The sequence below is a fragment of the Pseudomonas sp. HK3 genome (assembly GCF_052920985.1).
This window is the reverse complement of the sequence record NZ_JBREXD010000003.1, coordinates 1191371-1204830: the sequence shown is the minus strand read 5'-3', so window position 1 is coordinate 1204830 and position 13460 is coordinate 1191371. Positions and strand designations below refer to the sequence as shown.

Here is a 13460-nt window from a genome sequence, read left to right as displayed (position 1 = left end):
GGCTTATTCCACGATCGCAGTGAAGTCGATAGTAATTTCATCGTCTTTAGCGAAAGTATCAACATTAACGGTTAATACGTTTGCAGTGCTTGCATCTGTATCTGTACCAGCGCCAGTGAAATTAACCGCAACGTTGCCCAATGTGTTTTGAACAAGGTCAAGGTTTACATCTCCTGATGCTGAATCGGCGTTACCGATGTCAGCTAGGTCTTCTACGAACGATACGTTCGTAGCTGCAACGCTACCGCTGTTTTTAGCTTTAAGTGTGTACTTAACCATGGCACCAGGAATCGCTTTAGGGATGTAAGCGGCAGGCATGTTAGGGCAAGCACCCGCTGAGAAATCACCAGTTGAAGCACTTGTTAGAGCGGTTTCACAAAGTGGGTCGTTGATAACGGTTACGTCAATTGTGAACTTAGCTGCATCAGTACCGTCGTCAGGGTCAGTGAATTTAGCAGAGCCCACTTCGAACGCTGTGTTTTTAGTTAATGTATCTTTTACGATTACAAACTGTTTAGTGCCAGCAATAAAGGCATCGTTGTTGTTATTAACTAAGTTTGTTGAACCATCAGGTTGTTTCGCATTTACAGTCAGTGCAATAGACGCAATATCTTTGTCTACAAACGTACCAGGAACTGCAGTATCAACAATTACATATACTTCAGCAGTGCCATCAGCCGCTAAATTTGTTACGGCAGTAGCTGTGTCTTCTGCTACTTGGTAACCAACAGTAGTACCGCTTTCAACAAAGAGAGAAATATTCGCGTTTAGATCAACGGTATCATTTAGATTGACAGGCGTACCTAGATCAAAGGGTTGTGATCCAGTGGCTAAGTCAGCAGATACTAGTTCAAAACCTAATAGATCATTTGATGTGCTGGTTAATGTGTAGTTTGCAATGTAACCACTGCCATTTGGCGTGACTTTAACTGTTTCAGTTTCATCCATTGTTAAAGTGAAGTTCACTTTAGTATCAACTTTGAATGTCGCTGTTTGAGTTAAATCTGTTTGTGCAACCGTGTTAACGGTATAGCCAAGAGTTACTGTGTTTGTAACATCAGTACCAGCGATGGTGCCTTCAGCAAACGCTTGGCCACTTAGGCCAAAGCTTGCACTAACAGCCAGTGCGGTTAGGGTTTTATTTAGTTTCATAGGTTTCTCCTTTGAAATCCTTTTTACTTTTGTTTTTAAAGTGAGTTTTGGTGTTTAATTCGTGTATTTTGTCGGTTATGCGATACAACGGCGTAACCAACCCCTAGTTTTGTTATTTCACTTGCACCACGTACTGCACACTGCCTTCCTTACCTGCAGGTAAAGCACTGCTTAATGTCCAGCGAACGTGGGTGTAATCTTTTGCTGTAGCGGGTACTTTCTTGCCGCTCACTTCAACAAACAGTTGCTCTGGGTTGGCGAATTTTTTGCCACCATCCACAGAAAATACAACCTTGGTGTTTGCGCCACGCGCGCTGTTATCGACATAAACCGTGTTTTCTGGAACCGGGTTATTTAATACGATGTCAGCAGCGGGCTTGTCACCTGTATTTTTAAATGAAATGCGATAGCCCACTTTATCACCGGGTATGATGTTATCGGGTGTAACCCATTCCATTTTGCTGGTGCCGTTATCTTGTTGCTTCTCAACAACCTCGAACATTGACGTTTCTAATTCAACTTGTGCAAATGCAAACGTCGGAAGCAAACATAATGTGGCTAGAATCTTTTTCATTTTCTTTTACCTACTGAATGACGGTAGTGAATTGAATCGCAATAGCAGGATCACCTGCATTGATATTGCCTAGATCAACCGTGATGGTATTGGTATTGGCGTCATAAGAGGTGCCATCGGCATCGGCATTACTTGCTGTTTCAGCGACACCGCCAACCGTTACTGTGCCGGTAATACCGTTTTTAAGTTTTAATTGTGTTGGTAAAGGATCACTTACAACAATGTTATTAGCTGCGCCAGTACCTGTTACCGTAACCGTCAGTGTGTAGTCAACTTCAGCGCCCGGAACGGCTTTACTACCGCCACCGCCTAATAAGTCACGGGTTGCAGAAATGGCTTTTACGATGGCCACATCAATGTCGCTGACCACAAACGTGGAAGTAACTGAGGCGATAGCCACTGCGTTTACCGCATCAGTGCTGCTGTCACCACCGCCGATAACAACGTCACCCGCATTTGGGTTGTTTTGTCCATCATTAGCAAATGTTGAAGAAACCGCAGACACATTTAAATTAGCAAGAGCCGCATCGGCCAAAGAAGCTGGAATATTAGATGTTACCCAAATAGTGAGCTCACCATCAGGTGCAATTGAAGGGGGATTCGCGTTGTTATAAAGGGTGTCGACAGCTATATCTAAAATGCCGTCGCCATCATCAACATAAAAGCTGCTTAATGTGACGTCGAAATCATCACCTGAATCTTGGGTGACGACGATTTTGAAACCTTCATCGCCGTTACCATCATTTTTAAGTTTGAACTTCATTGCAGCGTCGTTTTGAGGCGAGCTGATACTGATGTTGCCCGCGTCGAGTTTAGCCACTGTGCCTTTTACTAATTCTTGTACTTTAAAGGTAACCGTACCGGAATTAGCCGTAACCGTACCGGCACCTGCGTCATAAGAAACAGTTGCTTGGTTTGAGATAGGCGCGCCTGCACTGGTACCTGCTGCGTTTGCATGAGTAATGGCCAGTAATAAACCGCCTAATACTCCCCCAATTTTTTTGAGCTTGATCATGTGGGCTTTCCTGTTTTTAAGATCCATATGGTTTGTTTATTATTCATACTGCTTACTGCAATCGTACTTGGTAATTAAAATTAAATTCGGGTGTTTCTGAGCCGTCTTTCTTGGCTTTTTTATAGGTGCCAGAAGGCTTTATGCGAATATAACGAACCGTTGGGTCATAGCCGTCACCACTATCGACAGGCTCGTAATTGAAATCACTGCCGTCCTGTGAAAAATAAATGCCATCGTTTGCAGCGCTTAAACCGAGAAAATTAAATACCAGCTGGCTTTCATTTGGATTGGCACCGTCTTCGAAGCATATTGGGCCGGCACCTGTGCCTGGGCCGCGATTTAAACAGGTTATGTCGCCAATATAAAGCTCGGAATTGGTTGTTATTTCATCTTGTAAGGTGATGGAGTTATCGTCACTTTCACCGCGTCCGGTGTTCACTGCATGGATCGTGTATTTCAACTCAGCCCCAGGAATGGCTTTAGGCTTATTGCCTGCGCTTAGTGGCCCGCTTATTGGGTCATTGATGACTTGAATGGTTTTATTTAATGCAATGCTTGGTAAAAAGGGTATGACAGTGAAGCCCTTAATGTTGGTATGCTCAACATCGCCTTCGACGCCTTCAGCGGATGTGATGCTAATTGTCCAGCCGCCTAATAATTCGTCTGTTTCGGCGAGTGTAAACGTCTTTTCAAATCGTTTACTTGCTGATGCGAGATCATCGCTGGGGTCATCTATAGCAACCATCAAATCATTGCCAGAAAAGTTATAAAAGCTGCCATCGGATTTTTGTAATCTGATATCGGTTTGGTTGATATCAAAGGCCCCAAATGGGTCAGAGACATCGGCGCGAATAGATAGAGTGGTATCTGGCTGACTTTTGGTAATTAATGTGGCGCCACTGTCGTCAGAGTAATCACCATTCGTATCACTAAATGGCGCTGACCAAACAGCAATATTGTCTATATTGATAACGGTCGATGCATTGATGATGAGGGCGCTGTAACCATCTGCTTTTCTTGAATTATCTGTGCTGGCTAGCGTATACAGTGTGATGCGTCGGTTGTTATTGGATTGATTATTATAACCGTCATTTCTGATGGTAAGAACTAAGCCCTTACCGGCTGCGACTGTGTAGTTATCACTCAGGCTATTATTTTTTTCAAGAACGGTGGTTACATCATCTATACGACCACGAAGAATTGAGACGTTAGTTAATGTTTTATTCGCCAATAAAACACCGTCAGTGTCTCTAAGCGTGAATGTAATGGTAGCAAGCGTGTAGCGATTACGATTGCCACTTATTTTTGTTTCAACAGTGATGTCGGTTAAATTAAATGTGAGATCACTTTGTAATTGAGGACCAAGACTCCATGAGCGCTGGCCTTCTGCTGATATGTCAGTGGTTCCAACGGCTGGGCGTGCTCTTGATAAACCAGTGGATGTATCAAGATAAAGTTGTTTATTACCAGTAGAAGCAGGCGTTCCATCTACGACCTCTAATGAATCGGACGTAATTGTCCAATCCTTAGAGCCTAGATCAAGCAGGCTCGACATATTGATTATTGTGCCTGCTGGTGTGCCTGGGTCGATGGTTAAGCGTAATGTGACTGTCGGTGTTTCCCCAGATACAAATGCAATGTTAGAAATATCAAGGTAACCGCTTCCATTACTGCCACCGACGCTCAAGCTATTGTCGGTTGCATTATCAGGCGTTGTAATTACTTGAAATTGACTAATAAATGCAGGGACATCAGCCGTGACTTGCAGATTGGTGATATCGAGTGCATCTTTTTCTTCTAGGGTGATGATCACGTCAATCGTATTGCCCGCTTCTAATAAACCGCCATCGGAATCACTTATGACAATTGTTGATGGTGATAGGTCAGGTTCAACAACGGTTATGTCACCGGTATCAACAATCCAGTCGTTACTGTTGTAAGAAATGGTTGCTTGGTTTTGTAATGATGCGCCACGAGGGGCCGTTTGATTAACCGTAACCTCAAAGATAATTTCGGCAGTGCCATTAGCTGCTAGAGATATATTTTGGATATCCAAATAGCCTGTGCCATTTGCACCACCTGTATTAGATGAGTTGACAACGGCACTGTTTGGTTTAGAAATAATTTTAAAGTTTTTACCATCAGGGTAGCTTGTGACATTTGCAGGGAGATCATCACGTAATTGAATACCGCTGGTCGCAAGGTTACTCGCATCATCAATTGTGATTATGTATTGCAGTGTATCGCCTGCTAATAATATATCGCCGCTTAAATTGTTCGGGGTTTTACTGGATGCGGATAAGTCCACGGCAGGTGTCGAGTTAATGGGCACGCTTAACGCGTAGTTGTCATTTTCGGCGTGGTTATCAAAGATGTCGTAGGGTGCCGTATCATGATCAACAGCAACGGACCAATTGGCGGTTTGCCCAGATGTGCCGGCTACATCCAGTTTAAGGTCGAGGTAATCACTCCAGCCACTGCGTAATTTAGGCTGATAAATACAGCTTAACTGTTGACCGGCTTGCGAGCATTGCCAATCTATATCACCCTGATTGCCATTAAAGGATAGCTGGGAAGGCAGTGTGGTGGTGAATCGCACGCTTTGAGTTGGAACATCGTTAGGGCCATTATTAGATACTGTAAATTTTTTGGTCACAGTTGAGCCTTGTAGCCAGCCGGTAGGGTTAGAGGTAGTGACACCTAGATCGGCTACGGGAATGTTCGAAACTTTTATGACTTCTGCGCTGAGTAATACCCCATCTTGGCGTGCTGTATAAGTGGTGCTAACAGACGTTGCGCCTTCTGTTAGGTAAGCCGATATATTATACGAGTCGATATCCACACCATATGTGGTTCGACCGCCTTCAATGTTTGAATAAGAATCAAACTGGTTGCCTAGATTATTACCTCCGGATGAATCAAATAAGTCGAAGCCTTGGAAGGTTAGCCCCTCACCGTCATTACCAATCGTGTCGTCACCTTCCCAGGTAATATGAGCATGCTGACCTTTAGGGTTTGCGGGTAGCTTAAAATTACTCGGCACGAGAGTTAAAGATGATACGGCTGCGCTTTGTTGGAAGTACTGAAACCCTTCATAAATATTAATTACGCTGAAATCTTCGCTCTCATCTTCATATATGACAAGCAGTGACCACCCACCGAGGACAGTCTGAGTGTTACAGCGGGAGTTGTTAGCAAATATGCTCAAATTGCTCATGCTGTAAGTACTATTACGGGTATTTTTGACAAGGTTTGTTACGTCAGCTGAAGCACCATAGTAGTAACTGGTACCACTGCTGTCGGTATATGTTCGGTTTGCTGTGATTGTTTGGCCATTAAACGTAACGGTACTGTCAACGAATGTACTATTTGACGAAGAGCCAGCCCAGTAAAGATATGCACGTTTAATTTTTGCTGCAAAAGGCAGGGTAGTAAGAGGGTTTGACGACGAAGTGCTAAGAGAGCATGCATTTTGACTATTGGATGCGGTACGAAATGACCCACCGGTAAGCTCAAACGACAAATTGCCAGCAAAACTTTCGCGAAGAGCGACGGTCGTGCCAGCAAATGAGTTTGTCGTATGCATACTGGCTTCCTACTAAAATGGCCGCCCACAAGATAAAACGAGCAGATTTTAGGCCTTTAACATAGAGGTACATTTGTACTGCTCGGTTCAAATTATTACCTTTTGTAATGACAGGTTTTAATTATGTAACTGGATGTTATTTGTCCTAACCAACCAAGTCAACAATGTGACCTACATCACTATATGAAAAAAACGGGCCATTTAAGTTGTTATTTTTAAAAGAAAAAACAACCGTTTGGTGAATCTTGGTTCATTGGCTCAATATGACTATTATTGGTATCTTTGCTTACTCAATAGAGCTAAATTATTAATTTAAAAGGTTAAAATGGGACAATCCTTGAAAAGAGTCAAAAACGTGTAAGGCAGAAGTTTTTTTGGCTTTTTTCTAAAAATTTGATGAAAAAACATGAGTGTCATTTGCTTGACGCTTTTGAGGTGAGAATCTGAATTATTTAGTCTTTTTAAGCGGGTTTTTATTTGGGGTTATTTCTCAAGTAAATGATAGTCATTTGCGCATGGTGACTGGTTTTAGCACCGATGCGGTTTATATGTTGGTGTTTGTTTTTAGTGATAATAAAGGCCATTTTGGTTTTTAAAATTAGGGTCGTTTTTGAGTGCATTAAATGGCAGTAGATTAGCCGAAATATATATGAGTTAGGCATGAATTTTCTTGTTTTTCTGTTGCGGGTTAACATTAAAGATTACACATATTAATGACGCTTATTCATTGATTCGCTCGTAGGTGGGTTTTAGATACTGAGGGTCATTTGTTTACTGTTTTAGTTATTTGGTATGAATATAAGTAAAAGGTTGGTTATTTCCCTCAGTTTATTGGGTGATAAGGCTTAGTGGTGGTTTTTTAGGTGTTTTAATTTAGCGGTAGCGCTTTGGATTTAGGGTAGGCCATTTGCTGTAAAGATAGTTGGGTGCTTAGGGTGAGTCCTGAGCTTTGGTTATTTGTGCTTAGATGAAGTTGCGAGGTTTAATAAGTTACATGCTAGGGTGGGCGCATATAAGGTTTTTTGTGACATAAAACGAAAAAAACCGACTTAATTGCTTAAATAGGATTTTTAGAATTTGGTTGCGGGAGCCCGAAGTTTTTGAGAATGAACCGATGATCTTTGGGTTTTTGTCGATTAAAAACGAAAAAATCCGATTTAATTGCTTAAATCGGATTTTTAGAATTTGGTTGCGGGAGCCGGATTTGAACCGACGACCTTCGGGTTATGAGCCCGACGAGCTACCAGACTGCTCCATCCCGCGTCAATTAAACGCTAAGCTACTAGTCTTACCTTTTTATATTTTGGCTTGTTAAAAACAACAAGTTTCAAAGTAAAAATGGTTGCGGGAGCCGGATTTGAACCGACGACCTTCGGGTTATGAGCCCGACGAGCTACCAGACTGCTCCATCCCGCGACTATATCCGTTTCTGGTTATTCAAACATGACTTGAATGACGGATTGCTTACTCGCCTTGGCTATTGCCTCAGCGAGGTTGCGCATATTACGGAGTTGGACCGTACGTGTCAAACCTTATTATCGAAAAACCCTAATAAATTCAATTACAAAGCGTTACGTAACCGATTATTAAGCACGTTCAATTTGTGAATTCAGCGTACCGAAGAAGCGCTGGTGCAACGTGGTGTAATCCCCGCCCTGTGCTTTGACTGCAAACCAACGGCACTGCAAATTTTCTAATTGAGCTTCTAAGCTTGGTAGGCTTTGCCCCATATTTTTTTGTAAGCGTTCGACTTGTAAAGCCATTCGTGCGGCTTGTTCGCTTGCTGGGCTTTCGGCTTCTAGTAAAATTTCTAGCTCTAAGCACAGCTTTTCAAGGGTGTCAGTGCTATTGGGTTTATCGCTATTTAAGCGTGTTTGCAGAATCGCTTTAACCTGAGCGGGTAGCTCCGTGGACTCTAAATCCCCTGACAGTGCGGCACTGTCGACATCACCTTGTTGCTCTGCCTGGCCTAGGCTTTGCGCGAGTTGTTGCGCGTTGATCCATAGGTTGTGCTGAGCTTGACGCTTTTGTTGCTTGATAGTGTGATTCAACTGTTCTTGTAGCTCGGATAAATTCTTAGTAATGGCTTGTTTTACTTTAGCAGGCAGTTCAAGGGCATAAAATGCTTCATTAATGTCACTTAATTGTTGTTTAGATTCACTGCTGATGTCGCTAATCGCTTGCTTGGCAGACTCAAGTAGCTCATTGGCTTTGGCAATGTTGTCATCAAAAAACTGTTTACGAGCTTGGCCGGCTGACTTTCTTTTTTCGAACAAGGCATCACACTGCTCACGGAAGTGATTCCATAATTGGCGCTCAGCGCGACCAGCATTGCCTTTGTCTTTCCATTGGGTTTGTAGTGCCTTACAGGTTTCAATGGCTTGGACAATGTCTTCGTGCTCATGCAAAGCCGTAACGTCATCGATTAACGCTTGTTTAGCGGCGGCATTTTGTTTGAAGTGTTCAACCAATTTGCCATGCAGTTGCTGAGTGGCCTCGTGAAAACGTTGCATGATGGCTTTTTTATCGGTGTGATCAACTGGCGAGAACGTTTTAAATTCATCATGTGCTTTGTCTAAAATTTGCTGCACGGATTTCCAGTTTGCATTGTCCCAGTCGTTAATATTAAAAAATTGCTCTAATTGTTCGCAAATAATGGTGCGCTGTTCAAGATTGTAGGTGCGTACTTTGCTCATTTCTGCAAAGTAAGCTTGGCAAGGTACATACGCTAAATCAGATGCCTGCTTAAATGTTTGCCAAAGCGCCTGTTGTTGTTTTTGATCAGGCAAACTGCCTAATGTTTTCCATTGATCTTGTAATTCGCGAATAGCACTGGCTTTGTCTTTTGGATTGATGTCGGCATCAATTAATGCATTCATGTCATCACACAGTTTTTCAAATTTAGGTAGCGTAGCAAAACCCTGCCAGTCTTTTAGTTCATTAAGCGTTAACGATAGTGATTGGAATTGCGCTTGTAATGCTTTTGTTTTTTGATTGTCTGCTTGCTCTAGGTGCTTGCGGATACTGTTTTGTAATTGTTTTGCTTCTTTTAATTGGCCGTTATCAATAGCGTGTTCAAAATTTTGAATGGCTTTGTTGATATTGCTAATGACTTGTTTTTCATCTTTCTGTAACGCTTCAAGTGCTGATTCGATCTCACTTTTAAGGGTTAAAACACTATTAAGTGTGCTGCTCTTCGGGAAATCGTCAGGCCAGCTAATGGATTTAATCGCAGATGAAATGTTTTTTTGTTGTCGCTTTAATTCACTTAATGATTGATTGCGCAGTGCAATGGTGACAGGTTCTAAATCAATGCTTGTATTGTTTAAGAACGCTAAGCTGGTTTGTAAGTTGGTAATGGGTTTTATAAATGCTTCAAATTCAGCTTTGACTTGTTTGTCAATTTTACTGTTTAAGTTACTGGCTGTTAACCAAGATTCGTTCACGTTGTGTAATGTTTGAGTTAAGACATCTAATGATGGCGCAGATGACTTACACAAACTATGCAGCTCTTTTAATTCATTAATGGCATTAAGTTGTAATACTTGTGCTTGTTTGTTTGCGGCTTGTGCTTGCTCAATGTCAGCTTGTTGTTGCTGGTGATCGGCGAGTACTTGCTCGCATTGTGTAATAGCGCGCTCGAATGTTTCTTGTTGATTGGTGCTGGTCTCACTGTTTTTCCAAGATTGTTTAAGCAGTGCAATTTGGCCAGCATAGGTTGGGCTAAAGGCTTGTTGAGTGAGTTGCTGAGCCGTGTGCAGTAATTGTTCTATTTGTGCGTCTGCCTTTGCTTTGACGTCTTCTTGCTTGGCAAGATTGGCTAGCTTTTCTTTAACATGGCGAACCAGAGTTTTATCTTTATTTAAAAATTGTTGTTCAATCGCTTTTAAGGTTGTTTTTGACTCGATGTATTGAGCGGCTAGTAGGCGGCTCTTAGCACTGACTGACTGTTTGATGAATTCAAATAGCGTGTTTTCATCTTTAATTTGATTGATGGCCGCTTGAGCTAATGTTTGATCATTGGCAAATGTGGCAATAGTCATTAGCTGTTGTGGGTCTGTAATGCTGGTTAAGGCTGTAATTTGAGCCTCAGATTGGTCTGCGTTAAGTGCTGTTTTTAAATATTGAGCAATTGCTGCTTGTTTGATGGGTTCTGCTTTCTCGTTGAATAGGCTCGCTAAAAAATCGAGGTTATTGATTAAGCTAATGGCTTTAAGGCGCACTGTATCGGCGGGGTCTTGTTTTGCCAGCCCCTCAATGATTTGGGCATCATTGAGTTGATCAAGTGCCTGTAGACGCACCGCTGAATCTTGATGTTGCCATTTAGGTGCAAATAGATTTTTTAAAAACGTTGCCATGGTGTCCGCCTAACAAGTGCCAATATGACTGGCTAAATACAAAATAAAGGGGGCTCATTCTACTGACAGATTCAAATGAGGCAAGCTTTGTACACAGGTGCCAGTTTTCCTTGGGCTCTGGTAATTTTTAGTCGCTTATACGACAATCCATATATAAATAAAAACAACAATAAAATGAAGCCTATTTTCATGCTACGAATTCTCAGCTTTATACTCATGTATCTCGGCCTATATGGCTGTACAGCCATGGGCACGCAAACCCTGCCTTACGATGTATTGGCTGAAAAATACACAAATGAATCCAGCCGCTACGTGGATGTCAACGGGCTCACGATCCATTATCGCGATGAAGGCAGTGGCCCGCCATTGATCTTACTGCACGGTGTTGGCTCTTCTTTGCATACTTGGAACGCTTGGGTTGATCAGCTTAAAGGGCAGTATCGTATTATCCGCATGGACCTTCCCGGCTTTGGTTTAACGGGCCCGGATACCGCCCCCAACAAAGAAACCGCTGGATATATGGTGGATATGTTGGACGGCTTTGTACAAAAATTAGGCATCAATCGATTCTTTTTAGCGGGTAATTCGCTGGGTGGTTATTACGCTTGGAACTACGCAGGTGCCTATCCAGAAAAACTGTATAAAGTCGGTTCTCGTCAGTGCCAGCGGTTATCCGCAAGATATGCCATTTTGGTTGGGGCTTGCTTCTTTCCCCGGAGTTCATTGGATTACGCCCCATGTAATGCCTCGATTCATGCTCAACTGGACCGCCGAAAGTGCGTACGAGCACGAAGACGTGCTCACCGATGAGGTGAGAGAGCGCTACTTTGATATGAGTCAGCGTCGTGGTAACCGTGAATCTTATATTTCTCATTTCCGGCAGTTACGTGCCATGAGTGATGACGACACGTTGGGTGCAAAAGTCAAAGATGTGTTAGTGCCCACTTTGCTTATGTGGGGCGAAAAAGATGAATGGATACCACTTGATGTAATGCGTTTGTTTCATCGTGATTTGGCCTATAGCGAGTATGTTGTGTACGAAGGCGTGGGGCACTTACCCATGGAAGAGGTGCCTGTGCAATCAGCACGTGATGCAAATAACTTCTTTATGTCTGAGTTACAACAAGAGAAGCACCACCCGCAAGAGACGGGAATTAAATTCTATGATGGTAAATATGGCCAACCCCTGATGACCCAAACGGTAGACGAGTAGCCCTAGTTCTTAGGGTTTTGGCTTGCGTGTCATTATGCGTGTTAGAATGCCGTCTGATTATTTTTATTAAGTGACCGTCGGCATTTTTATGAGTGAATCCATTTTTTGGTACGATTTTGAAACCTTTGGTGTAAGCCCTGTATGGGACCGCCCATCGCAATTTGCCGGTATTCGCACCGATCTAGACCTCAATATTATTGGCGAGCCTGAAAACGTTTACTGTCGCCAAGCAGACGATTATCTCCCTCATCCTATAGCATGTTTGATTACGGGTATTAGCCCGCAAACGTGCCAACAAAAAGGCATGCGTGAAACCGACTTTATTGCCCGTATCAACGATGTATTCAGTGTACCTGGCACCTGTGCGGCGGGTTACAACAGTATTCGTTTTGATGATGAAGTGACACGGCATACTCTTTATCGCAATTTCTTAGATCCATATCAGCGTGAATGGCAAAACGGCAACAGTCGTTGGGACATTCTTGATATGATGCGTTGTGCCTATGCACTGCGGCCTGAAGGCATTAACTGGCCTAAAGGTGAAGACGGCAAGGTCAGTTTTAAATTGGAAAACCTAAGTGCTGCTAATGGCATCGTGCATGAGAACGCCCATGACGCCTTGAGCGATGTTTACGCCACTATTGGTTTGGCTAAGTTAGTAAAAGAAAAACAACCTAAGTTGTATCAGCACTTATTTAATTTACGCCGTAAAGACGCGGTTGCACCGTTATTAGATGCGGTGCATCAGCGCCCAGTGTTGCATATTTCCGGTATGTTGGGTGTTGATCGAGGTTGTGCGGCAATGATGGTGCCGTTGGCCGTGGATGCAAAAAATAAAAACGCGGTGATGTGTTTTGATCTACTGCAAGACCCAACAAATTTATTTGAATTAAGTGTCGAGCAAATTCAACAGCGATTATTCACCAGCAAAGAGCAACTTACTGCTCAAGGTGTTGAGCGAATCGCGCTTAAAAGTATTCACATTAATAAATGCCCAGTGGTCTTACCAGGCAAAATGGTCACGCCTGAGATTGCTGAAAAATGGCAGCTTGATGGCAATAAAATGCGTGAACATTTAGCCATTATTAAAGACTATCAAGCGCGTGGGCATAACATTACGCAAAAGTTACAAGCGGTTATGCATCGTGAATTTGAAGCGCAAACAGATCCTGATGCCATGTTGTATACAGGCGGTTTTTTTAGCCCTTCTGATAAAGCCGCTATGGCGCAAATTCGTGAGGCGCATCCTGAAGCACTTGATGATATGCCATTTGCGTTTCAAGATCGGCGCTTAGAAGAAATGCTCTTCCGCTTTCGAGCACGTAATTATTTAGAAACACTAAATAGTGAAGAGCGTGAAAAGTGGGAAGAGTACCGCACTCAAAAATTACTGGGTCCAAGTCATGGCAACGTTTTAAATTATGAGATGTTTGCTACGGCGATTAATGATGCTGCGAAAACAGCGCCGGTAGAACAGCACGAGTTGCTGCAAGAGTTGGCGACGTATGCGGAGAGTATTTATCCGTATTAAGGTGATTCTGACGGTTGTAAATTACAAAAAA

General features: G+C 42.8%; 6 protein-coding genes, 2 tRNA genes and 1 pseudogene. 2 read left to right on the top strand and 7 right to left on the bottom strand.

From position 1 onward, the window contains the following. Positions 1-3: 3 nt before the first annotated feature. The 7 genes from ACU6U9_RS21320 to ACU6U9_RS21290 form a co-directional block, all read right to left on the bottom strand. The gene (locus tag ACU6U9_RS21320) at positions 4-1152 is read right to left on the bottom strand and encodes a hypothetical protein (RefSeq protein WP_446736967.1); all 1149 of its coding nucleotides are present in this window, start codon (positions 1150-1152) and stop codon (positions 4-6) included. Positions 1153-1264: 112 nt separating this feature from the next. Next, a complete protein-coding gene (locus ACU6U9_RS21315; RefSeq protein WP_446736966.1) occupies positions 1265-1726 on the bottom strand; it encodes a hypothetical protein in 462 nt (153 codons plus the stop codon). 10 nt (positions 1727-1736) lie between these two features. Further along, complete coding sequence (locus tag ACU6U9_RS21310) at positions 1737-2741, bottom strand: isopeptide-forming domain-containing fimbrial protein (protein ID WP_446736965.1); 1005 nt, start codon at positions 2739-2741, stop codon at positions 1737-1739. Between the two features lie 52 nt (positions 2742-2793). Then, entirely contained in the window at positions 2794-6327 is a 3534-nt protein-coding gene (locus ACU6U9_RS21305) for a hypothetical protein (protein WP_446736964.1), read from the bottom strand. A 1186-nt stretch (positions 6328-7513) separates the two neighbouring features. After that, positions 7514-7590: transfer RNA gene (locus ACU6U9_RS21300), tRNA-Met, on the bottom strand. Between the two features lie 76 nt (positions 7591-7666). Next, positions 7667-7743, bottom strand: a tRNA-Met gene (locus tag ACU6U9_RS21295). A 170-nt stretch (positions 7744-7913) separates the two neighbouring features. Further along, positions 7914-10685, bottom strand: coding sequence for a DUF349 domain-containing protein (locus ACU6U9_RS21290; protein ID WP_446736963.1), 2772 nt, complete (start codon positions 10683-10685; stop codon positions 7914-7916). Between the two features lie 75 nt (positions 10686-10760). On the opposite strand from ACU6U9_RS21290, the pseudogene ACU6U9_RS21285 reads away from it, so the two are divergent. Beyond that, positions 10761-11898: pseudogene (locus ACU6U9_RS21285) on the top strand (alpha/beta fold hydrolase). An 88-nt stretch (positions 11899-11986) separates the two neighbouring features. Then, complete coding sequence (gene sbcB / locus ACU6U9_RS21280) at positions 11987-13429, top strand: exodeoxyribonuclease I (protein WP_446736962.1); 1443 nt, start codon at positions 11987-11989, stop codon at positions 13427-13429. The last annotated feature ends 31 nt before the right edge of the window (positions 13430-13460 follow it).

Excerpts from the sequence above, each read along its gene's own strand:
- ACU6U9_RS21320 (WP_446736967.1), bottom strand. The coding sequence starts at position 1,152 with ATGAAACTAAATAAAACCCTAACCGCACTGGCTGTTAGTGCAAGCTTT.
- ACU6U9_RS21305 (WP_446736964.1), bottom strand. The coding sequence starts at position 6,327 with ATGCATACGACAAACTCATTTGCTGGCACGACCGTCGCTCTTCGCGAA.
- ACU6U9_RS21310 (WP_446736965.1), bottom strand. The coding sequence starts at position 2,741 with ATGATCAAGCTCAAAAAAATTGGGGGAGTATTAGGCGGTTTATTACTG.
- sbcB (WP_446736962.1), top strand. The coding sequence starts at position 11,987 with ATGAGTGAATCCATTTTTTGGTACGATTTTGAAACCTTTGGTGTAAGC.
- ACU6U9_RS21290 (WP_446736963.1), bottom strand. The coding sequence starts at position 10,685 with ATGGCAACGTTTTTAAAAAATCTATTTGCACCTAAATGGCAACATCAA.
- ACU6U9_RS21315 (WP_446736966.1), bottom strand. The coding sequence starts at position 1,726 with ATGAAAAAGATTCTAGCCACATTATGTTTGCTTCCGACGTTTGCATTT.